The following is a 23,970-nucleotide window of genomic DNA, read 5'->3' as shown; positions in this document are numbered from 1 at the left end:
CGTGTTTAATTCATTGCACGTTGAAGAGAGAACGCTCTTCAAAAAGCTGGATATCAATTTTATCGTAGTCATCCTGGGATTAAACATCATCGGCTTGATCAATCTTTACAGTGCGACTCACGGCCCAAGCTCCATCGATGTATCGAACTTGTTCATCTCTCAAATCATGTGGTTGGTTGTGGGTTGGACTGTATTCTTGGTCATGACGATCCTGGATTATGCTATCGTCACTCGCATCGCGCTGATTATTTATGTGCTGAATCTGGGCGCCATCCTTTACGTGACTTTCTTTGGTAAAATCGCCTTGGGGGCGCAACGTTGGATCGACCTTGGATTCTTCCGTTACCAACCTTCAGAGACCATGAAGCTGGCTTTGATCATGTTAATGGCGAAAATCCTTTCGACGAAAAGCACACATGGTCAGGGTATGGGCTTTAAAGAAATGGTCGGCCCACTGTTCGTTTTAGGTGTTCCATTTGTTTTGGTTGTTGAACAACCCGATCTGGGAACTGCGATGATGTTAGCTGCCATCGGCGGATCGATGGTTTTATTTACGAAAGTAAAACGTTGGATTGTCGTGACGGCCATCGCAGCAGGCATCGTTGCGTTGCCACTGGCTTGGAAATTCGTCTTGCATGATTACCAAAAAAATCGTGTCTTGACGTTCCTCTCACCGACAAATGACCCGCGCGGAACTGGTTACAACTCGATTCAATCTAAGATCGCGGTGGGTTCGGGTCGCTTCTTTGGTAAAGGCTTTATGAAAGGGACACAGTCCCAACTTGAATTCCTTCCAGAGCGTCACACGGACTTTATTTACTCCGTGTTATCGGAAGAGCATGGTTTCGTTGGTTCGATTTTGGTGATGGGTCTGTTTTGTTATCTGTTTATAACAGGAATAAGAATCGCGATGAATGCGAGGGACAAGTTCGGAGCCCTCCTCACCGTCGGGGTCCTCTGTTACGTCTTCTGGCATATGTTCGTGAATATGGGGATGGTTATCGGATTGTTACCCATCGTAGGTGTTCCGTTGCCGCTTCTCTCCTACGGGGGATCAAGCATGCTAACCACCATGGCCGGCCTAGGACTCGTCTCCTCCGTCGCTTACCGCAGATACTTATTTTAGAAAAAATCAAAAGGCTTCGGAATACCGAAGCCTTTTTTTTGCGAAAAGGTGCCTGCCGATTTTTTGCAGCTCTCCGTATCAATAATGGTTAATACGGACTCGATGGCCTTCGCTGTCGATCACTTCCGAAAGCTGACCGGTGGGGCCGCTCACAGGACTGTTCCAGTCATCAATCTTAGTGCTGCCTTCTTTACGATTTGGATTCACGATCAACCCAGGGGACTCGAACTGGGAAGATTGATAAGGCTCCTCAAAGTCCGACTCGTTTTCAAAACCAGAGAAATTAAAATCCGTGGGCACTTGTTGTTTAGGCATGTGATACCTCCCATGTGATTTTTTAAGTCTAACCTATTCTTTACTCACAATCTGAAAAGTGCGTTTTAGCACTGGCCTCGCGACGGGCATTCAATCGCTGTACGATAAAAGCACCCACGAAAAGAGCCTCGGTGAAAGCGCATATTCGGCTGCATGATGATTTGAATGAGTATTTGCCATCGATTTATAAAAATCGTGAGATCACATTTCAGTGCTTCCAGCTGACGACGTTGCAGGAAGTGATCGAGTCTCTTAATGTGCCCATCTCGGCGATGGGGCTGATTTTGGTAAATGGCGAAAGTGCATCCATCCAAGATCGGTTGAAGGAAGGTGATCGCGTCAGTGTCTTCCCCCGCTTTGAAGAAATCGATGTGGGTTCTGACCTAGGTTCTGAAGCAGGTAGGAGTTCGGAAACCCCTACGCTTAAAGAGTCCGCACGGTTCTTAGCAGGATAAAAAAAAAGCCGCCTTCGAAAGAAGGCAGCTTTTTTTTAAGTAGGCTAGTTTTCAAATAACTATTCGATAGTTTTGCACAACATATTAGAAAGCAAGAACTGACCCGCAGAGGATTTCAAATCTGCAGTTGCGGTGATTTTTGCGCCAGAACGTTGAGCATATACTTGAAGAGTTTTGTCGCCATTTGCTTCGCATTTATATTGGGCCGTGCGACCGTTGCCGTACTCCATAGATTCACGAATACATTCAAATTGATCGGCTTGAGATGCGTGTCCAGTTGCCCAGATCGCGATTTGCACGTGAGTGTTAACTGTTTCAAATTCGTTAACAGTCATACCGTAAGCGGGTTTTCCGTCATCGCGAACTTCTTTACTTGTGCAAAGAAAAGAAGCTTGAGCTGAAGTTGCGAACAATAAAAGGGAAGCAACCAATACCGATTTCATAGTGTTCTCCTGGAGTTTTAAAAGTGTGAACAGAGATAGCTTGGAGTCTTTAAAAAATCCATACCCACACTGTCCACACGTAAAATTCACCCAAGGATTTAACAAATGTGACTAATGCTAATCCTCAACTGGCTTACAGTTCATACTGGAAAGAATCAACTGCCCTTCAGAAACTGACTTCAAATCAGCTGTTGCCGTGATTTTCTCTCCCGTTAATTGAGAAAATACTTGAAGAGTTTTATCGTCGCTCTTAGCACATTTGTATTCTGAAGTACGGCCGTTGTCATAGTCCATTGACTCCCGCACGCATTCAAACTGATAAGGCGTCGAGTATTTACCAGTCTTCCAAATCGCAATGTGCGTGGATGTGGTCTCGCGCGCCTCATGCACATGCATACCATAAGCAGGCTGCCCGTCCTCGCGAACCTCTTTACTAGTACAAAGAAAAGAAGCGTGCGCAGAATTTGCGATCAATAAAAGCGAAGCAACTAAAACAGATTTCATAGGCCATCTCCTTGGTTCTATAAACATTGAAACGCCATCCATGATTCATGGCCAGCTTAAAACTAAGCAGCCTCGCTCCGACGCACTCAGTAACCGCTGCGGGTGCTGCAATGCTTCTATAAAAAACCGCCAGGCACCTATCGCGTTTCATCCAGGCAAGTTCGCCAAGCGAACAAGCCACTCCCCGTCTCCCCCGCGAGTTCGCCAAAGCGAACAAGCCATTCCCCATCTCCCTGCGAGTTCGCCAAAGCGAACAAGCCAGTCCCCATCTCCCTGCGAGTTCGCAAAGCGAACAAGCCAGTCTGCAACTAAATGTCGTGCACCGATCGTCGTCTCAAATGAGGGATAGGCTGATGCATGCCCGCACGCAGTCGACCTCCGTCGGCGCAGGATGCGCGAACCGCCAAAGGCGGCGACGGTGAGCCAAGGATGGCGTGTCGACGAAGCTGCGGGCAGGCAGCAGACAAGCCCTCATTTGAGACGACGATCGGTGTCCCAACAACAACGTGTCAGAGTGAGAAAGTGCGCCGTTTTGGATAACTAATGATCTGACACTGTCTAGAGATTGGTTGACACTGCCTACCTCACATTCGTCCACGTTCCATCTGATATACGGCTCAGAAAAAGACTTAAACAATTCTAAACAGTTAGCTCGTTGGCCCGCCCCCTGCACTAGTACCTAGTCAACAGGAGGACGGGAAATGAAAACGAAACATCTCAATTCGACACTCGCTTTAGTCACCGCCACTCTAATGATGGTTCTGTTTAATAACTTTGAATACGTGAACTGGAGCAAGATCTTAAAGCTGCCAGTGATCGAAACAGTGAACGAGGCTTCACGTGTTGCCCACGCTAAAGAATTGCTGGGTGGACGCTACAAAGGCTCTGCTGCTCAAAAAATTGAAGGCCGTGTGGCTCTTAATTTGATGATCTATAAAAAGGTTCAAGGTTACCTTGAACCACAATGGAAAAACCGCGCTGGCGATATTTCCAGCACTATCATCGCGGAATCTGACAAGTACAACTTGGATCCCGTGTTTGTTATGGCAATCGTAAAAACGGAGAGCTCGTTCAATCCACTGACTGTGGGAAGCTTTGGCGAAATCGGGTTGATGCAAATCAAACCAGATACAGCAGAGTGGATCGCAAACAAATACGGTATTGCGTGGAAAGGTAAGAAAACTCTGACGAATCCAGTGGCAAATATCCGCATCGGTGCCGCTTACATGGACTATCTTCGTAAGCAGTTTCCAGGTAAAGCCAACAAATACGTCAGCGCATACAACATGGGCCCTAAAAATGTTCGCCGCTTGGTTGCTCAAAACGTCGAGCCAGTTGAATACAACGGCCGCGTGATGAAAAACTATAAAGACTTTTATGCGAACCTTGCGACGACAGAATCTCCTACGACGGCAGTTGCGGCTAACTAAGATTGAATTGAATCAAAACTAAAAAGCCCCTGGGAAACCAGGGGCTTTTTTTTTAATAATTTATGATTTGCTTGTTTTATTTAACGGCCGACATCTCTGTACGAATTCGTTCATGGGTTTCATCAAGGCTGCTGTGGTGATCTAGGATCTTAACAGCACTGATGACCCCCACCATATTGCCGTCCATATCATACATCGGCGACAAGTACAGAGGCTTCATCGTCAGAACCAATTTATCAAAACCAAAGATCTCGTGCACTTTGTGAGTCTCGATGATGCCATCAAGATTCGTATGCTCCAGAGTTCCGTCGATTAACTTGTTTTGATAGGAAAGATATTTGTCGGTGATGCTTTGATCCCGACGGAATAATTCAAACCAAGGAATTGAAACCAACTCATCCAAAGAATAACTGCAGCAGTCCATCAAAGAAATACTACGGAATGTTTGGTGACCTTCAATATTGTAAACTTCAAAGCTTGTATCATCATCCACAGACGCGAAAAAATCCGGATGAGTTTTAAAGCGGAAGCGACTCATGAATCTCCACAAGAATTGCTTGTCAGAGATGCGAGCGTCAGCCACGTGCATTTCAAAGAACTCAACCCACTCTGCCAACATGTCGGCACAGGGACCTTGGAGTTCTTTAGGAAGACGGTCAAACGCAAAGCCAGGGTAATTCCCCTTCAGTGAGCGTGGACGCTCAAGAAGAGAATGAAATTCCATTAAAGATTTACGATACAAATCCTTAGCTGGATCTACAACAACGTTCAAATTTTCATTCATTACATTTTCTAGCATAGTACAGGTCTCCAGGGACCTGACTTCATTTCTATCATGAATAATCAGTAAAGCAAACAATCTAACAAAGGTGAAAGCTAAAGAAAACCCTACTCTGAAGTGGCTTCCAGGAGCATTTATCCATCATGGGATAGCATTTTTAAACGTGAGAAAGTTCAAGGTAGCAGGGTTTTATGGCCCCATCTCAAGTATAAGTGCGAACAGACAGTTTCCATCCGCTGCCTGTGTTTGCAGTTCTGCACAGACCGTATGGTATCGGTGTGGAAAAAATCAGAATAAAAAAAAAGAGGGAGCTTGAAAAAGCTCCCTCTTCTAAATTTTAACTTTTTTAAACAAACAAGCGTCGGCTTACGTATTTTTCGTCAAGAAATCTACGATAGCATCTTTAGGGTGATTACCAACCAGTTGGCCCACTTCGCTGCCGCCTTTGAACAACAACATCGCTGGAATTCCGCGAATACCGTACTTAGAAGGTGTTCCTGGATTTTCATCGACATTTACTTTTACGATTTTAACTTTGCCAGACAACTCTGTTGCAACTTCTTCCAATTTTGGAGCCAATGCACGGCAAGGACCGCACCACTCTGCCCAAAAATCCACAAGAACTGGAGTAGAAGAATTCAAAACTTCTGCTTCAAAAGAACCGTCTGTTACTGCTGTTGTATTTACGCCCATAGAGGCCTCCGTATTAGAACAAATTACCACACTTAATTTGAATACGGAAAAGATATAGTCAAGGTCCCCAAAGGATCAATTACTTTTTAAACATGGCCTTTGTGAACTCTTGGCGCAACTTATCGAGATCGTTGATGCTTTCCCTGTCCCACTGTGACGCGATGTCTAGCTGCCGTTTTCGAGATTCCACGCGGGTGATAGTACTATTTGGAGCCACCTTCACATCAGACACCAAATCAGTGTATTTTTTCATTCGTTCCGCGAGCTTAGCCGTGGCCTTTTGCAGCTCCTGACGCGCCTTGGAAGGGGCTTGTTCCTTCACTTCTGCTGGAGCAGGTGCTGGAACGTTTTCTACTTTTTCTACCTCTGGCGCTCCGCCGCCAAGAAGTTCTCTCTCCAAAGCCTTTAAATCGACATCCGGGAAGGCGACTTCGTCGGCCTTTTCTGTCTCAGGCTCCACATCGGCTGTTTGAAATTTCGCGCCTATTTTAAAGCGCGGCGTTTCCACCTCTCGCTCCGTGGAGAGGTTAAACTCCGCACCTTCACCTGGAGGTTCATTATCAAGATTAAAGCCCACGCCCGCAGGTCCCTCTTCGCTTTCATCCGAAGAGCTTCCCTTAACGAAAATGGCTTCATTTTCAGTATTGAATTTACCTTGCGCAGCGGCTGGCGAAACAGGTTTTGCACCGGGGCTTTCTAGGTGAATAGCTTTATTAAGCTTTTCCAGCAACGCGCCTTCGTCCTGCCCTAAAAGCTTTGCAAGCACTTGGACGATTCGAAGCGGAGCCACGGGAGCTTCCAGAATCATATCGACGCGAAGTTTGATCAAATCCTGAGGAGATGGCTTGAATCCCGCTGGAAAAATAAGCACTGATTTCCCGCTCCATCGCGACATCTCTTTAAGGCGCTTCCCAACACCCAACGAGGAGACTTTGGCACCTTTTCCGGCACCAATAACCACATCGGGGTTAAAGCTAATGATTTGATCGGATACGGCGTATTCACTCGACAGACCGATAACGTCAAAGCCTACTTTTTTCAAAGTGGATTCGACGCTCATGAGGTCGGCATAGTCCTCATACACCAGAAGAATCTTGCTCATATCCCTCTATTGTCAGATAAGGTCGTCCCCGGGTCAAATCGCAGACTGGACGATAGGCGCGATGACTTACTATTTCTCCCCGACTACAATGGACCGCATGTTCAGTATCTTTCGTGGCAAAAAAGCCGTTCAGTACATTTTCTTTGAGATGCTTCCTAGTTTCATCCTGGGTCTTTTGGTCTTCGTATCAATCATCCTGATGTTCCAAGTGTTACGCCTGACAGAGTTCGCTCTGGTTCACGGAGTGGCTTTAAAAACCATTGCGGAGATCGTAGGTTACGTCATCATCTCCCTGCTGCCAGTTTTGTTTCCTATGGCACTTTTGTTTTCGGTTTTATTGACCTACGGTCGACTGAGTCAGGATTCTGAAATCGTCGCTATGAAAGCATCTGGCCTAGCTATGGGAACGCTGTTAATGCCAGCTATTATTTTGGCTTTAATCATCGGCGTTGTGTCTGCACAAATGTCGTTTGTGATAGCTCCCTGGGGGAATCGTCAATTCGAAGTCCTGTTCACACGCCTGGCAAATACCAAAGCCACAGCCGTCATCAAGGAAGGGACTTTCGCAGAGGGTTTCTTTGACATGGTTGTTTATGCGAATGAAGTGGACTCTAAAAACGGCAAGCTTCGCAAAGTTTTTATCTATGACGAAAAAAATGGCGACGTTCCGTTAACCGTGATCGCTAAGGAAGGAAGCCTGCTGCCCGATCCCGATCGTCCTGGTCAGGAAGTCCTTCTTCGCCTTCAAAATGGTGAAATTCATCGCCAGACTCAAACGCATACCAAGATTAGTTTTAATACTTATGACGTGCATTTTTCTGAACCCGACACACATGAAGAGCGAGCGAAGTCTCCACCCTCATTAACCTTGGACGAGGTTCGCAATCGCTTAAACGGCGAAATCAAAGATCCTGAAGAACGTCGTATCATGGAGACAGAACTTCATAAGCGTTGGGCTATTTCTATTCTCTGTGTCGTCTTTGCGTTGATCGGAGTGGGATTAGGGACAACGACAAATCGTCGAGCTGCGAAGGCCGGCGGTATGATTCTGTGTATTGGGATCATCATCGTTTACTGGGTTCTTTATCTCGCTGCGGAAGGTGCTGCACGCAATGGTACATTGCCAGCAGCACTAGCTATCTGGGCACCGAACTTAATATTCGGTGGCTTCGCTATTCGTACATTAAGAAAAAACTGGAATTAAGAAGAGTGAGATTTCGCTGAAGGTTGGGGCGGTTCTTTTAAACTTTTAAATAAGAGCGATGCAGCAGCATCCTTACTACCACGGTCATCCTTGACCACATCGCCCCTCCCTTGAATCAAATGGTAAGAGCATTTCCCCACGCCTTGCAAAAGATTTTTTTAGATGATTTCACTTTTTTCGTCCTTAATTTGTCATTTAAAATCACCCACTATCCCTAGTGGGTACCACCTAAAAGACCCCCAATACCTGCCACCTTAAAATCGTCTGTTAATAACTCGGAGTGAAATAGCGTGGATAAATCTTGGGCATCGCGTACTAATTGTGCGCCATCTAACAACAGATCCAACCCTCCCAAGAAATGAGGATCAAGGGGATGGCCCGGCACTACCCAAACTGGCCGCGAAAGTTCAGCCGCCTGATGGGCTGTAATTAAGGTTCCACTGCGCCGACGAGCTTCGACCAGCAACGTCGCACGCCCCAGGGCTGCTATCAAACGATTGCGATGATGAAAAAGCCGCTTATGCATGGCCTGCTTCGGTTCGTATTCACTGATGAAACATCCTCCCTGATCTAATACGGGCGTCATCCACTCTTGCAAACTGGAAGGATAGATTTCACCAAGCCCCGAAGGCAAAACCACTGCTGTCGGGCATCGCTTCCGCAATGACAGCGAGTGCGCCTTCTGATCCACACCTCGGGCGCCTCCACTAATCACTATCGGCATTTGCATCGTAAAAAACTGAGTCAGCTCCTGCTCCATCCATCGTAATGAATCTGCGCTGGGTTCACGACTGCCGACGATTGAAATCGATCTTTCAATCATCCAACAAGGTGAGCCGCGATAGCTAAGGGTTAGCGGCGGATCGGCCATGCGATAGCACTGAGTGGGATAAGTGGCTTCACCATAACATACAAACTGCACACCCTCCATTTGCCAGCGGAGGGCTTCAGCACAATGCTCTTTGTACAAGGCATGATTTTTCTCAAGCGCCTCACCAACCAATGGCAGGTACTCGTGCATCGCCTGGCGCAGGTAAAACTCGGTCAGACATCCCAAACGCGACAGTCGCAAATAGGTTTGTTGAATTTCATCTCGATGAAGGCTGTAAAGAGGATGAAGCTTAATAAGTTGGGAGAGAGCAAATATTTCGGTCATAAAAAAAGGCCCTGCAAATTGCAGAGCCTTTTTTGAACCACTATAGCTCTAAATCGAGTTCTTCAGATCCGGGGCCCGTATCCACAGCAGGCTGACCACCCATATCCAATTCATTATCAATCTGCTCTTGCGTCTCCGGCTCATGACTTTCCACGACGTCTTTATCCACAGAGGCCGTCTTAGCTCCGTTGCCGACATAATCTCCCAACAGGATATCATCTGTTGAGTTCGTCACGTAAGCCGTCGCAAAGTTAGGAGTGACCTTAACGATCTTTAAAGAGCCAATCGTACGGTCATTTAAAATCGCACCCGATTGCTTGTTGCGAAGAGCACTGTCAGCAAAGATCGAAAGGTTTTGTCCGACTGCGAATCCTTTCGATGTCCCTCCATCTAAAAAGATCAAAGAGTTGGAACTAAACATCCCACGTCTTTTGCCGAATTCTCCACCCATAATTTTTGCGTTCGCGATATTGCTAACTGCACCCGGAGTCGGATCAATCATTGGAACTTCGCCAGGAACAAGAACGGCACCCACTTCAACCGGCTGAATCGCTTTTTTGACGATAGCGCGATAGATATTCTTTTCAGCGTTTACTTTTTCAAGAATTTCTACGCCACCTTGGATCTCGACCATTCTTGCTTTACGTCCCTTGACTCCTGGATCGTCCACCTCACCCATGTTTTTCTGAGCGATATAGTTTTTTTCCGGTGTGCCATTATCGAATTGCACGTAAACGTATTGGAATTCATTTGCAGTTTTGGAATCAACTTCGGTTCCCGTGATTTTGCCAGGACCACTCACAGCTTCATCAGCTACATAGTACGACAAAAATTCGAAAGCCGTCGGCATTTTGTTTTCTCTAAATTCCACTTCAACACTTGTACTGTCGTCGTAAACACCAAAACGTCCTTTAGGCAAACTGTTTGGAAGTGCGCCTAAAACTGGAACATGCTTACGGCGGCTCGGTGGGATTGCGGGCTCTGATACACTTGGCTCGACAACTTTATCGGCTTCATTTTCAGTCGCAGCCTCCCCGTCCTTACCAGCCACGGCCAGCGTTGGGGCATCCATCATTGTACCTGGATAGAATTTGATATTCATGTCCGGTGTAATTTCATGGGGATTTAAAATCGATCCGTTATTCAACGACCAAAGCTTGGGCCAGAAATTAGGATCACCGAAAAACGTATTAGAAATGTCCCAAAGAGTATTTCCTTTTTCGACTTTATAAACTTCAGACTTACGAGCACCCACAGCTTTATCCCAGGCTTCGTCCGAGGTCGGCGTTTCGTTGTACTTTTTGTAAATGTTGTGGAAACGATTTTCTTTATTAAAATCGGGATCGTCACTGGCAGCAGCAGCCGTTGTGTTCGAATATCCTGCATCCGCATGAGTGGGCGCCGGAACTTCACTTGGCACCTCTGGCGTGGGCACGTCAGGTGCCGCAGGCGGCGGAGGCGTTTCGACCGTCTGATTGCTATCAGGCGCAGGAATTTCAGTGAACTCCGGAACACTTGGCTCCAGAGGAGTTTCTTCCTTTTTATCTAAAACATCTAAAGGATCTGCATCCCAAGTCGTATCTGGAGGTGCTGCATCTTGGGCGTGCGCTGCTTGGACTTGTACCAAGAGCGCGCAGAAAATAATTGTCAATGAGACAGAGAACTTCTTGTTCTTCACTGTTTGCATCCTTGCAAAAAGATTATTCTTAGTTGAACAGTTTTAGTTCAGAGTCAGCACGGAAGGACTCTGGACTGCCTGGATACCGAGATCTCACTTCTGCCAGGGAACGTTTTGCAAATTGTGGCAGATTCATTTTTTTGTAAGTCATTGCTTTAGCGAATTTCGCACTCGCGGCTTTGTCACTGTTTGGATATTCTTTTTCAATGCGTGCGAAATAACGAATCGCTTCCGGAAAATTGTTGTGCTCAACAGCCATACGTCCCGCCAAGAACAATGCGTTGTCAGCATACGTACTTGCCGGAAAACGCGTCAAAAGGCTTTGCAGACGGCTTTTAAGACCGATCTCATCATCGCGTTGTGAAGCGCCTACCATTTCAGCATACAGCTCTGTGTCGGATTGTTTTCTGAAATCTTGTCCCGTCAATTCCACCAACAACGCCTGTTGCTTGGGTGTTTGTGCGGCACCTTTGATAGTGTTTGTTGACTTAGCTGCAGCAGCCAAAGGTAAGCTTAAAAGTAGTGTTGTTGCCAATCGTCCTAGTTGCTTCATCTGTCGACACTCCTTGATCTTTTACCAGTATGACATGCAACCCAAAGTGCAAACAAGCAGACTTATCCACACAAAATGTTGAGTTATTGTAATGCTGGACCTTAGACCTGTTGAATTTCAATGGTTTCAGCGATTTGCATGAAATTTAGGCACATCATAAGCTATTGTTATCAGTAGATATTTTGCTAAAATCGCAATCTTTTTCAGCGCTCTAATTTCAGATCTTACAATCCGGTCTCTGCGGACGCAGTGCCCTCATTACAGATTATTTTAGAAATGGTATTTGCGGCGATTTTTGCTAAGTCCTCGAATTCATGATTATTCTACTTCTCCTTGCTCTGAGCTTGAGCAATTGCACGACAGACACATTGCTGAATAATGCATCAGGCCTTTCTGAAAGTTATCAACAAAAATGTCTTACACTCCTTCCTCGCGAGTCAGTTAATTACTCTGCGCTGACCTCAATTGTCTGCGGTGAAAAGCTGGACGATCAGAACCTGAAACAGAATTTGGTGAAGACATCGTTGATACATATATTCGTCATCTCGGGATCTCACTTAATTTTGCTGGACGAACTTTTTGCGCTGCTTAGAATTCCATTTTTTGTAAGATTCTTGCTTTTAGCCTTTTATTCTGTCGCGGTTGGCTTCCAACCACCTGCCGTAAGAGCCTTATCTGCATTGGGTTTGCGAGGTGTGTTACAAAATCGCAGATGGTATTTTCCGGCGGATCAGATGACCTTGATCGCAGGATGTTTCACACTTGCACTTTTTCCGGCGTGGTGGAACTCCCCGTCTTTGTTGATGAGTTGGTGTGCCAGTTTGGCGCTTTCATGGAGTTCACTCCTAAAAATAAAAAATAAAATTCAGCGCGTATTGTTCAATCAATGCGCAGTTTTTATTTTCATGTGTGCTCCACTATGGGGGTTGAGTTCACTGCACCCCCTGTCACTTTTATACAACCTACTATTAGGCCCGATCGTTTCATATTTACTACTACCGCTAGGATTTATAAGTGTGATTGCTCCCCACACGGTCTTTGCTTTTGATTTCGTGATGACGACATTTGCACGAATTCTGACATGGGTCTCTGAGCCCATTCCGGCAAGCTCGTCAAAACAGATCCTGTTATCCACACTGTGGGTCTGGATATTTTCTTGGCATATCTTTTTTCACTTTTTGCGATTGCGACTGCGTCAAGGAAGGGATTCAGAGTGGAGTGGATCTTAAGATTCTCCCTGGGCTCGTTTTTTCTAATTACCTTCAGCGCAAGTCCATTGGCTAATAAATCCGTGTTCTCGTATGTCGTGATATGGAACGTGGGACAGGGCCAATGGATCACGTCCGTTGAGAATTGCACGTGCCGGCATTTTGACGTCGGTGGAGAGAAATTTCCATGGAAAAAAGTCGGCAAACTTTGTCGCGATAAGGACAATTTGATTTATCTAAGTCACTGGGATTGGGATCATATCGGAGCATTGTCCCGTTGGCCCAAATCGTGGCAGTCATGTCTGGCCCTTCGCCCCCAAGGTGTGTCCTCCGCTAAAAAAATGAAAATGCTTGCAGAGTTTAAAGACTGCAAAACAGACATCAATTTGCCGATGTGGCGTGGGTTGAAAGAAAACAATGCATTGAACCTGCGGAACACTCAGAAAAATTTGGGAAAATCAGATTCAAATGCCTTAAGCCAGGTCCTTCGTTTTGGAGAATTCTTATTCCCCGGGGATTCCCCCATCGCTTCAGAAAAATCCTGGATGGAATTACCTTGGATAGCGGGAGTGCGTGTATTAATTCTGGGCCACCACGGCAGCCGTACCAGCACTTCAGAAGAACTGCTACAGCGAATGCCCCGGCTTCTTATGGCCGTGTCGTCGGCTCGTTATGAACGCTATAAACACCCTCACCCCGAAGTCCTCTATCGTTTAAGACAGCATCGCATTCCCACTCTGAAAACAGAAGACTGGGGGAATATCTGGTTTGAAAAATGATAAAAAAAAGGCTCCCGTTTCGGGGGAGCCTTTTTTACTTAGTTCTGAGCTAAAATTACACTTACCAGAAGTAAGTCACTCGAGCCCCAAATTCGCGCGGAGAATTTACTTGATACACTTTCGTACCGTAGAACGCGTTGGAAGCGTCGTAAGTCACGTATTTTTGATCAAGGACGTTTCTAATATATGTTTCAACATTCAAGCTGATAGGTGCAATCAGGTAGGCCAACGAAGTATCCAAATAGAACTGCTCTGGAGCTCTTTTGGCGGACGTGTTCGCAGCATCGCTGTAACTTTGCGCCAAGTATCTAAGAGTCGTGTCCCAAGCCCAGTTGTCCGTTGGCTTGAACACGTAGTTCACGCTTCCAGTCCACGGACTTGCAAATGGGAATTCATTGCCATCGTAGTTTTGGTTCAAAGGCCCTTTAAAATCGATGAACTTGGTATGGTTGTAACCGACCCCCATACCCAATAAATTTTGTGGATTGATCGTGTACTGTGCTTCCAATTCCGCGCCGTAAACTTCAGAGCTTGCAGCATTGACTGTCGCCGAGTTGTACGGATTGTTTGCCGCGTACTGGATTAAAACCTGCTGGTCCACCCAGTGAGTGTAAAACACGTTAGCTGCCACTTTCAGCTGATCTTGGACACACTTATAACTTAACTCAAAGTTGTGAGTCGTTTCTGGGTCGTATTGAGAAACGTTTGAAGTCCAGCGATTCACGCTGACACCACCTGTACGGTAACCTTGAGTGTAAGACACGCCGTAGGAGCTGATACCGTGAGAGAATACATAACCAATCTTAGGCAGTAAGATACCGCCCTCTTCGTTACCGTTCGCAGTTCTTGTCGTTCCATAAACGATGTAAGAATCAAATTTGTTTTTCATGTACTCGTAACGAAGTCCCAAATTCATGGCGTGAGATTCATTGAACTTATAAAGCATTGAATCAAAGATCGCGTAAGTATCTTGGTACTTTTCAGTTTTTTGACGAACCGGAACAGGTCCCGGAGCTAGCACGTTAAAGTTGTAATCATCTTTGATTGTGTAGTCATGAAAGTGCAAACCCAAAACGTTTTTAATTTTTTCGCTTTGATATTTGTACAGATTTTCAACACTCAAGTAATTATCGGTGTGATCCTCATAGCGAACACCGGCTGTGTTTGATGAAGTTCCGTCAGCATCTGCCGTCGCATCTTGATCACTTTGAGAGTAAGCCAGGATGGTTTCGTTGCTGCTATTCTCGTTGATTTTCTGGGTGTAGCGAAGACTTGTTTGCTGGTTATTAGTCAGCGTGCGGTTATCGACGTCTTCATACACATGATAATCGAATGGGTTAGTTGACTGAGAGTAAGTTCCGCCGTTCTCGGTCTGCATGACCTTCAAGTTCCAACGGATTTCGTCGAAAGCGTTGATTTTATAAATCATGTCTCCAGAGATATAGTTCTTATCCTGACGTCCCCAGCGATCATTACCAGTAGTCACATTATCGATGAAGCCATCGTAACGTTCCACATTTACAGCAACACGAGTCAAAATCTTTTTATCGAGCATCGTATTGTTGGTAACTGCGCCGATTTCTTTGTAACCATAGGTGCCGACTCCTGCCTTAGCAGCACCTTCCGTTTGTTCGCTCGCCTTACGATGGAACAAAAGAATATTACCTGCCAAAGAATTCACACCTTGAGTTGTGGATTGAGCGCCACGATAGATTTCTACGTGATCCAAATCCCAGAAATCAAAAGCACCTGCGGAAATCGCAAGGTCCGTTTGGAAAACGTCATCGACCATAATGGATGCCAAGTTGTCTTTTTGATAGCCCGTGACACCGATATTGTTAATACCGCGGATACTGAATGTATTGTCATTCTTAGTCACTTGAACGTTAGGAAGTGCGTTCAAGGCTTTAATAGAATCTGTTTTTACGCCCTTATCATAGGTCTCCGCCTGAAGAACAGAGATAGACTCTGTACTTTCTAGGTAAGACTTATCCTCTTTATTACCAAGGATTTCTACCTTTTGAAGTTGGTAAGATTCTGTGGGTTTACTTTCTGTGGTTTCTGGTGTCGTCTGTGGTGTTTGAGCCTGTGCTAAGCAGGCCTGCATGGTGAACAATGCTGCGATGAAAATTCTCATTTCTCCCTTTTCCTTCTTTCCTTTTTATAATCCTTTATAGCTAACAAAATTAGGAACTGTTTTTGAAGTCTGATAGTGCTCTTTACCCAACAAATCATTTAGGATGGAAGCAGATCTCCACGCCATCAAGCTTGTTTGCGGTTCAGAGATGCCGTGACCATGACGACTGAAATTCATGGCATAAATCTTATTCTCTTTCGGGCCTTTCCATTTCACAGAGAAATTCTTCTGTAAAATGAAACGTCCATTGGCATCAAAGTCGATCATATTTTGGATCGGCTCAATGATGTGCGGAATACGAGTTCTAAACCCCGTACTTAAGATCACGATATCGGCAAAGTGTGTTTCCGTCTTATTTGAAAATGTGCTGCTAACAGTTAATTTATAACCATTACCCGCTTCCTCGATACGATCCATGCAACGTGACGGCAGGATTTCAATCACCGCTTCAGATTGGTGCACGTGACGAATTTGATAGATATCGTTGTACATCGCCTCCAGATATTCTGGCGTGTTACCGTCCGAAGCCATTTTTTGATGACGAACGATAGGATCTTTCAACGTTTGATCTAAGCCAAAGAACTCTTCCACGTAATACGGAGTGAAGTATTCGTTCACGAAGGGAGAGTTGTCCAAGGGCTCTAAGTTTTGACGGCTGGAAATCATGCGTGTGCTGTTAGCTTGCCCCCATTTGCCTTTAAAGCAGTTACGGAAGATTTCAATCCCCGTCTGACCGCCTCCGATCACAACAACATTTTTACCCGTCACATCTAAGCTTTTAAGATGCGAAGATTTGGCGTGGAATACTTTGGGACCAATAAAGTCCTTGGCGAAATCAGGAATATTTGGCGTAAGGCCTGTTCCGATACAGATGTTATCGGCTTTAGAAACGTTATTTCCCGCGCGAACCAGGAACTGACCGTCCTTAAAGTTCACTTCGTCAATTTGTGCGCCAAAATTCAAACGGTGGACCAACTGTTTACTGACCCATTGGCAGTACATCTCAAATTCACGACGAGTCACCACCGAGCGATTCGTGTTCATGAAAGAATAATACAAGCCGTTGGACACCAAGTAATTCATGAAGCTGTAAGGATTTGTTGGGTCTGCACCCATGACCAAGTCTTTAAGGAATGAGGTCTGCATTTCAGAATCCGCAAACATGATTTCAGAGTGCCAGTCAAAATTCGGTTTCCCGTCAAAGAATGCAGAATGCACGCCTGCCGTTTTGTCAGCAAGTGCAGCAAGAGACAGATTGAATACGCCGATACCGATACCAATAAGATTATATTTTTGGTCCATCTTACGGTGCTCCTTTATTAAGTCCTAAGACTAATGGATTCAGAAGTTCGTCTCCGACCATGGGGACCGGGCGCTCATGGGAGTCGGCATAACCGATCTTAAAACGCACTTTATTTACCAGCACACGAGGCATTTTTTCCGCCAGAAGGTTGACGCTGTCATCCACATTCAAGTTTTTCCCCGTAGTTGAAAGATAATCGCGAAGAACTTCGCCCAAAATACCGTAAAAGTCGTATTCCGAGTAACCATCGCACTCTTTCAAAACTTCCGAAACAAAACGCAAAACCGTGACAAAATGTCCCGTGAACAAATCATGAATTAAGTAATTGCGAGGTAGCTGCAATAAATGGCTAGCCAGACTTGCAGACTGCTCTACCAAGATGGAATTCTTCGCCAAACGAAGGTCCCCTTGGAAATCTTTGATGATCAGACCGACGGGGGCATGATCTTTTAACTTAAGAACGATATTCTGACCGTGGGAAACCAGGCCAATCCCGTATTTAAGTTGCAGATGATACAAAGGTACGACAACCACTTCGAAATAACGACGAAGCCATTGGGACATCGTTAAGCCGGAGGCCTTCACATAAGAACCTAACAAAGAATTTCCTGCCGCATCCTTATGAAAGAAACTTCCAGTTAAAACTGCAGACTCACCGGGGCCAGCTTTAGATTCAGCACACTCTCTCCAAATAGCTCCCAGGTATTCGTGATAGCGATAGGGAGCCATAGTGACTTGCTTATAAATTGGATGCTGAAAGCTGACGCCCGCTTTTTCACTTAAGACCTGCACGTTCTTTAAAAGTGGATCCGCCGCACAGATATCGGTCATTTTTTGAGACAGCTCGCCACCCACGGGAATGTATTTCGCAGCAATTCCGCGGATGCTGGAAGTATTTAAAATAGTAACCGGCAGTTTAATATCCCACTGACCTGGACGAGAAATATTCGACAATGTGCGAATAGAAATTTGCGGCTGATACTCGTCACCAAAAACTCCCAAAGCCTTAATGACTCCAGTGGAAAGTTCCCCTGCAAATTGCACTTGGATAAAACGGTCCCACTGCCATGGATGAACTGGAACGAAAACGTAATCTGATTTAGTAAGCTCTAGTTCCGCCAACTCCTGATCAAAACGTTTTAATTCCGCTTCATCCATCGACTGACCCAAAATAACATCCGTATTCACCCCGGGCATCGCAGCGGCTAACGCTGAATTCTTACGAATTGCCAACCACATCAGACGAATTACGGGCTGACTTTCCGGGGCAAATTCTTGCAAATCGCCTTCACTCCAAGTGATGCGACCTTTGTTCAACAAAAGTTTGGGATGGCCATTAAGGACCGACTGAATTTTAAGCCCTGACCACTTCGTCATTTCTTCAGATGTTTGTTCGGCCTGCTTTCTTTCGATGCGCAAGTCTGAAAAGAGCGTGTTGTGCATTTCTTCCAGGAAGTTTCCAAGAATGATATCATCCATGCCGGTTTCTTTTTGGCAGTCGATAAAAAACTGTCCCGCACTTTTCACTGGCATTTTAATGCCATCTACAACCCTCATGATAGAGTCGGATTGCACTTTAATATCGGTCCAAATACCCTGCCAACCCTGACAGTGGTATTCAACTCCACTTTGCAAGGCGAACACATAATTCTGAACGTCAGAGGATTCTCCTGCAGCAGTGGCTGAAGGCTGACTCGTGGGTTTTAAAATTTGCTCATAGCTAAGCTCCTGAAGGCTTTTTGCCACCAGGTTCTGATTTACGCGCACCCACGCGGATCCAGAATGAAGAGTGTTCGCAGTTAAACTCACAGGAAATTCCCCATAAAGAATCTTTCGCGACGGCATTCTAACAAAGCCGCCCGTTTATGAGGGAAATCGAACTCTTTTAATTTTTTCCAGGCCGAGAAAGTTTCAACATAACGGATGATGCGTTGATTATCCGAACGTGGTTCTGCCATGATTTTGCGTGTGCGAGGCTCTTCTAAAAACAAGTAGTGCGTCGCCGATTTCAAAATTGCGTCTGTATTTTTAAAACCCAAGTAATCCATGTTCCCGATCAATAAATGGAAACCGCGATCAAACGCTTCCGACTCATAGTAAGGGCCCAAGCGGTCTTCTAATGTCCAATACATTTCAAAGTAACCGACGGGCACCCCATCGAACTCAACAAACGTTGGAATCGAATGCAAGTCAGCCAAGCCTTTTTCAATGTATTCCTTTAGTTCGGCTTCTGGCTTTGCCAGCTCCCAGAACTCATTGACGTAGGGTTGATTGTGCCAGAAATGGAACGTTTTTAGATCGCGTTCCACATCCATCACACGAAAGCTCAAAGTTTTACCAATGCTAGGAATGTAACGAGAGTAAAGAAGCTCTCCTGGTTTTTGCTGTGGGCGAATGGGGTGATAAACATTCCCAGAATACATCCACTGTTCAGGTTTTACATTTTGTGTCCCATAAGCACACCACAATGAAGGGTTTTGATAAAAGTCTGCTCTGACAACCGATTGCTGATTAAGGGCAATTGCTTTTAAGTCCGGCTTGTGAGTGAAAAGATGCTCCATCGCCACCAAAGAAGATCCCGCCGTCGCATTTTTACTTAACAGTTGGATTTTGTCTGCCGACTCTTCAACATTGAACGTTGCTGCCTGGCCCTCCGACGCTGTCGCAGGAATCTCTGTCCCCATTTCTGACCCGGTGACGGTTAAAACGTTCCCCGCTAGATGAGCTGTATATTTTTTGTTTTCTTGAACATGCAAGTACGTCTGTTGATTCATACCAGTTCCTCCGCCTTCATCGCAGCCGCGGCGATCGGGTTTTTAATCAAGTTATAGATCGACAGTGGATTGGCCGTCGTATTTTCGTTTAAGTTTTGCAAACTGCATGTGAAATTCCCTTTGTGCCAAATTTCTGGCTGATCCAAAAGGTAGTTTAAGCACGATTGATCTTGTGGATTCGATGCGCGAATGGATTGCAAGAAGTTGCGCAGATCCGTGACAAGTTCATCCTCACTCACCCAGCCGTCCGCCGCGATCGCCGCAATCACATTGAATGTCGAGTTAATCATCAAATAATATGCGAATAGGATGTTGCCCTTGTCGTCTAAGATATTCCCATTTTCCATTTGCAGGCTTGCCACTTCTGTCCCGTATAAAGAAAATCCAAAATGACTGTAACCTGTGCCTTGGCAGTCTCTAAAATAAGCTTTCTCTGGAAAATTTGCTTTTAAGCTTAAGATCAGATTTTGTTGATGCGCTCCTAATAAGATTCCGTAATTCGCTTGCGCATGAACCAATGGCTTCACAGCCACTTCCAAATAACGAGCAAACCACTGCTGCGCGATATCCCCTAAAGAGCGGTGAGTTTTTGCTGCTTCCTTACGGATGGCCTTCTGAATCAAGTTTTCGCCACCAAGGGGATTGTCTTGAGCCAATGTTGAAAGGACAACGGCCTCTTCCTGGTTCGGTTCCATAAATGGATTTTCGCGACAAACAACGATTGAGTCTGTCAAAATTTCGCCATTCAGGTCTTTCAATGCCATAAATGCCGGCTCAAACACCACATGGAACTGCGGATGCTTGCGAGAAAACTCTTGGGCTTTAGCAGTCATAAAGACATCATAAACTTGTAGCCCACGCACCACTTCAACAAGCGTCAAATGGCGAATCGAGTTTGTCAGACGCAGAGTTAAAGAAAACTTCATCATATACGGAGAATGAGGAGCATAGATAGAACGCAACGAAGTCGTGGGATACCAAGGCTTATCAGCCATGCCCAAATCAATCAAATCCCCTTTTTCAAGATAGGACTGTATCGTTTTATTTTTCAAAAGATGTTGTTTCTGCCAAGGATGCACTGGGAACGGAACGTAACCCGCTTTCAATTTCTCAGAAGCCAACTTGGAATCAGCGAAGTCCTTCATAAAGACATCCATCGTCCATTGTTCAACGGCGAATTTTTGTGCTTTTTCGTTGGACAGAATTTCTGGTTTTGCCAAGAACCAACTCAAGGCAAACCGTCCCGCCATCTCGGGGGAGTATTTGCGATAGTCGGCTTCATCGAAACCTTCGCGCATCTTCGGATACGGATGAAAGTTATGACCGATCATCAGGCCTTGCTCGGCTTGCTGAAAGTTCAGGGGCTGAGTGTAAATGCTTTCCAAATCCGGTTTGCGGTGTCCTAGCGCCAACTCGATATTTTCAACGGAGTTCTTTAAGCGCTCCATAAAGACCGCATCATTACCCACACTGTTTGGAAAAACCGTCGTTAGATGTTTCACGAGCTTGTCTGCCACAGCCATGAAGGACATTTCAGTTATGAAATCACCTTGTGCGACAAAAAAGAGGGAATGGTATTGATGACGTCCCATCAACGAATGCCGTGTCAAAGGCAAATAAAGCGTCTCGCCGCCTGTTAATTGAATCGTCAAAACCAGCTTGCATCCGGTCTTCACAGAAACAGCAGTCGGAGCATCGCCGATCGAATAGTCAAACCACTCGCGAAAAAGTGAATTAAAGAAACAAGAAGCTGAATGACGAAGTGTTAATTCGTGCAAATTCATTTACGCCTCCCTGCCAAGACTTCACGTTGGCGATAAAGAACCACAATGCTGACCATCATAAGAACCACCAAGGCGATCAACAGTGTTTCTAAAGAGAACAATTTAATTTTCAAAGTCAGTGCAGCCATGGCTCCGCCCACGGCATAACCAATTGTATTCGCTGCACTGACAATACCCGCTTTACGTCCCAAACCCACATGCTGCGGGTCCACCATCGTCATCAAAGTCAAATAGCATGGTGGAACCAAAGCGATCCCAACTGACAAAAACACAATCGCAGTCCAAAGCTGTGATTCCAAGTTCATCACTTGAAGCAGAACCGAGCCCACAAGCAACGTCAGAGCTCCAATCACCAAGGCACCTTGCCAAGGATTTTTGAAAAACATCCGGCCCAAAAACTGAGTCACCACTGCAATCACTGAGCTGACCAACAGGAGTTTAGCCATCAACACCCCAGAATCCTGGCTGCTTAACGAGAAACTGTGCTTCAGAATCACTGCCAATGAAGAATTTAAAATACCAATGAAACTTGTGAAAAGGATCGCTAGCAAGAACACCCAGCGCATGCGATTGAAAGCGAGACTCCAAGACGAAGCTCCCGCTTCTTGAGCTGCGGCGGTTTTCATCTGTGGCGATTGCAAACGCAGAGCCCAAAGATTGGCACCGATCAACAAGACAATCCACAGCAAGAAACCGGCGAGGACCTGGTCCATGTTTTGACCGCCGCTTAGTAAAACATAAATGGGACCTAACGAGCGGCCAATATTTAAGCTCATCGAGTTTGAAATCATCGCCTTCATTGCAGATTTAGATTCTGACATATCGACTTGCAAAGCCTGCGCGACTGGAATGATCGCTGATGCCAGCAATCCATAAATCACACGGCTTAAAACCAAAATCACAGTGACTACCACGGCACCCATCTGAGCGCCCCACTGAGTGAGCGACCACAACAGGACTGTGGAAATTCCCAAACCGGCAAGGCCTGCAATCAAAATGGGCTGGCGACCTGTTTTATCACTTTTTGCCGCCCAGTACGGTGAAGACCATAAAAACAAAAACGATCCGGCACTAAACGTGGCCACCACCGTCGCCAGACTGATGTGCATCGTTTCTGCCAAATAGGGCAAAAGCGTGAACAACAGAATCTGCAGCGCACTGAAGGTGATAGTGTTTAAGTTTGCCAGGATCGCTAAGTTCACGAACGCCCTCCGCTACCACGAAGAACAACCATGCCTGTCAAAATCAACGGAATCAAAAGCACATATCCTGAAGCCATCGCGAATGCACCGCCTAGGATAAAGGCGGCGATAATCATGACGGCCGTCACGACAAACAAGATCATCGGAATTGCAAAGCGACTTTGGAATAATTTTGAGTCCGACAGTTTACTGGATTCATTTTTGGCAGAACTGGTCGCGGCTGAGGGATTTCTACGCTTATACCAAATCACCAACCCCATTATCGGCAAAGCCAAAGAAAAGATCGAAAAACCCAGCCAAACGATCTTTAGGAAAAGTCCGCCGTAATTTCCAAAATGCAAAGGCTCCGATGCCAAGGTGATTTTCATGTACCAAGGCAGATTACGAACTTCTCCTTGCAATCCTGTCGCAGCATCAACCACAACCAGTTGAACCATGCGTTCTGTTTGCGGGGTGTTGCCATTCATCACAACCAGAAAATGATTGGGAGGAGAAAATTGTGTATCTGGCATGGCGATGTAATCCACTTTGGAATCTGGCAATGCCTTTTCGGAAGTTTTGATCACATTATCTAATACGCCTGCATTATGCAGATGATCATTGTCGCCGTGCAGGTCTTTGTACTGCTTGGTGATCTCTTTCAGTTCTTGATATTGGTAAACCTTGATCAAAGTTGAACTTATTCCCAAAAGGAAACCTGTCCCGCCAATGATCAAACCCCAGGCCATAACTCCGATACCGATATAGCGGTGCATATCTGAGGTCCACTGACGGGGTGATTTCAATCGCACTTCACCGAAAGCAACTTTTTTGGCAAAGTTACCATAGATGAAAAATCCAGAAAGCATCACAAAGAAGTAAAGCAATCCAATAATGCCGACATAGATCTTACCCGTCGAACCTAGGAAGAACTCACGATGAAGCTTAAGCATAACTTCCATGAAATCGCTTTTGCTGGCTTCAACATTGATCTCAGCCCCTGTGCGTGCATCGTAAGTCAGCTTGCGAGCACCACGAAACATCTTGGTATCGTTCATTCCCAGGCGCACGTTGAGGATGTTTTCATGCTCATCATCCTTGAAAACCGCGAGGGGTCTTTCGCCCGGATACTTATTCAAAACATTCGTCATCAGTTCCGACACAGAAAGGGATGTTTGCTCAGCCGAGGCGGCCGAGACTTCGGGCGTGCCTTCGACTTCTTCTTTGAAAAGTAAAATCGAACCGCTAATGCTTAAGAAAATAAAATGCACTGCCACGAATAAACCGAGGTAGGCGTGAACTTTGTAAAAGAATCGGAATGCTTTGTTTTTTAGACTCATATTGCTGGGTGCAATAGGTATCAC

At 45.6% G+C, this 23,970-nt stretch carries 22 protein-coding genes; 6 read left to right on the top strand and 16 right to left on the bottom strand.

What is annotated here, in order from left to right; translation table 11 throughout:
• The first annotated feature begins 1 nt into the window (after position 1).
• Positions 2 to 1,126, top strand: coding sequence for a rod shape-determining protein RodA (rodA, locus tag B9G69_RS11300; RefSeq protein WP_088614958.1), 1,125 nt, complete (start codon positions 2 to 4; stop codon positions 1,124 to 1,126).
• Positions 1,127 to 1,204: 78 nt separating this feature from the next.
• Here rodA and B9G69_RS11295 read toward each other — a convergent pair whose 3' ends face one another.
• Complete coding sequence (locus B9G69_RS11295) at positions 1,205 to 1,441, bottom strand: hypothetical protein (RefSeq protein WP_088614959.1); 237 nt, start codon at positions 1,439 to 1,441, stop codon at positions 1,205 to 1,207.
• Positions 1,442 to 1,572: 131 nt separating this feature from the next.
• Between B9G69_RS11295 and B9G69_RS11290 the strand changes: the two genes are divergently transcribed.
• Positions 1,573 to 1,896 carry a MoaD/ThiS family protein gene (locus tag B9G69_RS11290; RefSeq protein ID WP_265437744.1) on the top strand — a complete coding sequence of 108 codons (324 nt, stop codon included), beginning with the start codon at positions 1,573 to 1,575 and terminating at the stop codon, positions 1,894 to 1,896.
• A 59-nt stretch (positions 1,897 to 1,955) separates the two neighbouring features.
• Here B9G69_RS11290 and B9G69_RS11285 read toward each other — a convergent pair whose 3' ends face one another.
• Both B9G69_RS11285 and B9G69_RS11280 read right to left on the bottom strand, forming a co-directional pair.
• Entirely contained in the window at positions 1,956 to 2,339 is a 384-nt protein-coding gene (locus tag B9G69_RS11285) for a hypothetical protein (RefSeq protein ID WP_088614961.1), read from the bottom strand.
• Positions 2,340 to 2,456: 117 nt separating this feature from the next.
• Entirely contained in the window at positions 2,457 to 2,843 is a 387-nt protein-coding gene (locus B9G69_RS11280; RefSeq protein ID WP_088614962.1) for a hypothetical protein, read from the bottom strand.
• A gap of 701 nt (positions 2,844 to 3,544) precedes the next feature.
• Between B9G69_RS11280 and B9G69_RS11275 the strand changes: the two genes are divergently transcribed.
• Complete coding sequence (locus B9G69_RS11275) at positions 3,545 to 4,273, top strand: lytic transglycosylase domain-containing protein (RefSeq protein WP_088614963.1); 729 nt, start codon at positions 3,545 to 3,547, stop codon at positions 4,271 to 4,273.
• A gap of 76 nt (positions 4,274 to 4,349) precedes the next feature.
• On the opposite strand, the gene B9G69_RS11270 is transcribed toward B9G69_RS11275, so the two are convergent.
• The 3 genes from B9G69_RS11270 to B9G69_RS11260 all read right to left on the bottom strand — a co-directional run bounded on the left by B9G69_RS11270 (position 4,350) and on the right by B9G69_RS11260 (position 6,849).
• A complete protein-coding gene (locus tag B9G69_RS11270) occupies positions 4,350 to 5,072 on the bottom strand; it encodes a hypothetical protein (protein WP_088614964.1) in 723 nt (240 codons plus the stop codon).
• 348 nt (positions 5,073 to 5,420) lie between these two features.
• The gene (trxA, locus tag B9G69_RS11265) at positions 5,421 to 5,747 is read right to left on the bottom strand and encodes a thioredoxin (protein WP_088614965.1); all 327 of its coding nucleotides are present in this window, start codon (positions 5,745 to 5,747) and stop codon (positions 5,421 to 5,423) included.
• Between the two features lie 79 nt (positions 5,748 to 5,826).
• Entirely contained in the window at positions 5,827 to 6,849 is a 1,023-nt protein-coding gene (locus B9G69_RS11260) for a hypothetical protein (protein WP_088614966.1), read from the bottom strand.
• 97 nt (positions 6,850 to 6,946) lie between these two features.
• On the opposite strand from B9G69_RS11260, the gene lptF reads away from it, so the two are divergent.
• Positions 6,947 to 8,053 carry an LPS export ABC transporter permease LptF gene (gene lptF, locus B9G69_RS11255; protein WP_265437743.1) on the top strand — a complete coding sequence of 369 codons (1,107 nt, stop codon included), beginning with the start codon at positions 6,947 to 6,949 and terminating at the stop codon, positions 8,051 to 8,053.
• Between the two features lie 214 nt (positions 8,054 to 8,267).
• Here lptF and B9G69_RS11250 read toward each other — a convergent pair whose 3' ends face one another.
• The 3 genes from B9G69_RS11250 to B9G69_RS11240 are packed head-to-tail and all read right to left on the bottom strand — an operon-like array spanning position 8,268 to position 11,440.
• Positions 8,268 to 9,209 carry a DNA-processing protein DprA gene (locus B9G69_RS11250; RefSeq protein ID WP_088614967.1) on the bottom strand — a complete coding sequence of 314 codons (942 nt, stop codon included), beginning with the start codon at positions 9,207 to 9,209 and terminating at the stop codon, positions 8,268 to 8,270.
• 40 nt (positions 9,210 to 9,249) lie between these two features.
• A complete protein-coding gene (locus B9G69_RS11245; RefSeq protein WP_088614968.1) occupies positions 9,250 to 10,896 on the bottom strand; it encodes a LysM peptidoglycan-binding domain-containing protein in 1,647 nt (548 codons plus the stop codon).
• Between the two features lie 19 nt (positions 10,897 to 10,915).
• Complete coding sequence (locus tag B9G69_RS11240) at positions 10,916 to 11,440, bottom strand: tetratricopeptide repeat protein (protein ID WP_088614969.1); 525 nt, start codon at positions 11,438 to 11,440, stop codon at positions 10,916 to 10,918.
• 314 nt (positions 11,441 to 11,754) lie between these two features.
• Between B9G69_RS11240 and B9G69_RS11235 the strand changes: the two genes are divergently transcribed.
• Together B9G69_RS11235 and B9G69_RS11230 are read left to right on the top strand one after the other, a co-directional pair.
• Positions 11,755 to 12,669, top strand: coding sequence for a ComEC/Rec2 family competence protein (locus B9G69_RS11235; RefSeq protein ID WP_088614970.1), 915 nt, complete (start codon positions 11,755 to 11,757; stop codon positions 12,667 to 12,669).
• A 62-nt stretch (positions 12,670 to 12,731) separates the two neighbouring features.
• Positions 12,732 to 13,427 carry a ComEC/Rec2 family competence protein gene (locus tag B9G69_RS11230; RefSeq protein WP_265437741.1) on the top strand — a complete coding sequence of 232 codons (696 nt, stop codon included), beginning with the start codon at positions 12,732 to 12,734 and terminating at the stop codon, positions 13,425 to 13,427.
• 61 nt (positions 13,428 to 13,488) lie between these two features.
• Here the strand turns inward: B9G69_RS11230 and B9G69_RS11225 are convergent, their stop codons facing one another.
• The 7 genes from B9G69_RS11225 to B9G69_RS11195 are packed head-to-tail and all read right to left on the bottom strand — an operon-like array spanning position 13,489 to position 23,883.
• The gene (locus tag B9G69_RS11225; protein WP_088614971.1) at positions 13,489 to 15,564 is read right to left on the bottom strand and encodes a TonB-dependent receptor; all 2,076 of its coding nucleotides are present in this window, start codon (positions 15,562 to 15,564) and stop codon (positions 13,489 to 13,491) included.
• A gap of 24 nt (positions 15,565 to 15,588) precedes the next feature.
• Positions 15,589 to 16,866 carry a lysine N(6)-hydroxylase/L-ornithine N(5)-oxygenase family protein gene (locus tag B9G69_RS11220; RefSeq protein WP_088614972.1) on the bottom strand — a complete coding sequence of 426 codons (1,278 nt, stop codon included), beginning with the start codon at positions 16,864 to 16,866 and terminating at the stop codon, positions 15,589 to 15,591.
• A gap of 1 nt (position 16,867) precedes the next feature.
• Positions 16,868 to 18,676, bottom strand: coding sequence for an IucA/IucC family protein (locus B9G69_RS11215; RefSeq protein WP_254916822.1), 1,809 nt, complete (start codon positions 18,674 to 18,676; stop codon positions 16,868 to 16,870).
• Positions 18,673 to 19,641, bottom strand: a complete 969-nt coding sequence (locus B9G69_RS11210; RefSeq protein ID WP_088614974.1) for a GNAT family N-acetyltransferase — start codon at positions 19,639 to 19,641, stop codon at positions 18,673 to 18,675. Before B9G69_RS11210 ends, B9G69_RS11215 begins: the two co-directional genes overlap by 4 nt.
• The gene (locus tag B9G69_RS11205) at positions 19,638 to 21,425 is read right to left on the bottom strand and encodes an IucA/IucC family protein (RefSeq protein WP_088614975.1); all 1,788 of its coding nucleotides are present in this window, start codon (positions 21,423 to 21,425) and stop codon (positions 19,638 to 19,640) included. Before B9G69_RS11205 ends, B9G69_RS11210 begins: the two co-directional genes overlap by 4 nt.
• On the bottom strand, positions 21,422 to 22,627 hold the full coding sequence (locus B9G69_RS11200) for an MFS transporter (RefSeq protein WP_265437740.1): 1,206 nt from the start codon (positions 22,625 to 22,627) through the stop codon (positions 21,422 to 21,424). The genes B9G69_RS11205 and B9G69_RS11200 overlap by 4 nt, the downstream gene beginning before the upstream one ends.
• Positions 22,624 to 23,883: a PepSY-associated TM helix domain-containing protein gene (locus B9G69_RS11195; protein ID WP_176400932.1), complete on the bottom strand. Its 1,260-nt coding sequence runs from the start codon at positions 23,881 to 23,883 to the stop codon at positions 22,624 to 22,626. The genes B9G69_RS11200 and B9G69_RS11195 overlap by 4 nt, the downstream gene beginning before the upstream one ends.
• Positions 23,884 to 23,970: the final 87 nt, after the last annotated feature.

The sequence above is a fragment of the Bdellovibrio sp. SKB1291214 genome, assembly GCF_002209355.2.
Lineage (GTDB): Bacteria > Bdellovibrionota > Bdellovibrionia > Bdellovibrionales > Bdellovibrionaceae > Bdellovibrio.
This window is presented reverse-complemented; position numbering and strand designations above follow the sequence as displayed.

What these genes read in the sequence shown, in the direction of transcription:
- B9G69_RS11295 (WP_088614959.1), bottom strand. Translation starts at nt 1,441, where the DNA reads ATGCCTAAACAACAAGTGCCCACGGATTTTAATTTCTCTGGTTTTGAA.
- B9G69_RS11285 (WP_088614961.1), bottom strand. Translation starts at nt 2,339, where the DNA reads ATGAAATCGGTATTGGTTGCTTCCCTTTTATTGTTCGCAACTTCAGCT.
- B9G69_RS11280 (WP_088614962.1), bottom strand. Translation starts at nt 2,843, where the DNA reads ATGAAATCTGTTTTAGTTGCTTCGCTTTTATTGATCGCAAATTCTGCG.
- B9G69_RS11275 (WP_088614963.1), top strand. Translation starts at nt 3,545, where the DNA reads ATGAAAACGAAACATCTCAATTCGACACTCGCTTTAGTCACCGCCACT.
- B9G69_RS11270 (WP_088614964.1), bottom strand. Translation starts at nt 5,072, where the DNA reads ATGCTAGAAAATGTAATGAATGAAAATTTGAACGTTGTTGTAGATCCA.
- trxA (WP_088614965.1), bottom strand. Translation starts at nt 5,747, where the DNA reads ATGGGCGTAAATACAACAGCAGTAACAGACGGTTCTTTTGAAGCAGAA.
- B9G69_RS11260 (WP_088614966.1), bottom strand. Translation starts at nt 6,849, where the DNA reads ATGAGCAAGATTCTTCTGGTGTATGAGGACTATGCCGACCTCATGAGC.
- lptF (WP_265437743.1), top strand. Translation starts at nt 6,947, where the DNA reads ATGTTCAGTATCTTTCGTGGCAAAAAAGCCGTTCAGTACATTTTCTTT.
- B9G69_RS11250 (WP_088614967.1), bottom strand. Translation starts at nt 9,209, where the DNA reads ATGACCGAAATATTTGCTCTCTCCCAACTTATTAAGCTTCATCCTCTT.
- B9G69_RS11245 (WP_088614968.1), bottom strand. Translation starts at nt 10,896, where the DNA reads ATGCAAACAGTGAAGAACAAGAAGTTCTCTGTCTCATTGACAATTATT.
- B9G69_RS11240 (WP_088614969.1), bottom strand. Translation starts at nt 11,440, where the DNA reads ATGAAGCAACTAGGACGATTGGCAACAACACTACTTTTAAGCTTACCT.
- B9G69_RS11235 (WP_088614970.1), top strand. Translation starts at nt 11,755, where the DNA reads ATGATTATTCTACTTCTCCTTGCTCTGAGCTTGAGCAATTGCACGACA.
- B9G69_RS11225 (WP_088614971.1), bottom strand. Translation starts at nt 15,564, where the DNA reads ATGAGAATTTTCATCGCAGCATTGTTCACCATGCAGGCCTGCTTAGCA.
- B9G69_RS11220 (WP_088614972.1), bottom strand. Translation starts at nt 16,866, where the DNA reads ATGGACCAAAAATATAATCTTATTGGTATCGGTATCGGCGTATTCAAT.
- B9G69_RS11210 (WP_088614974.1), bottom strand. Translation starts at nt 19,641, where the DNA reads ATGAATCAACAGACGTACTTGCATGTTCAAGAAAACAAAAAATATACA.
- B9G69_RS11205 (WP_088614975.1), bottom strand. Translation starts at nt 21,425, where the DNA reads ATGAATTTGCACGAATTAACACTTCGTCATTCAGCTTCTTGTTTCTTT.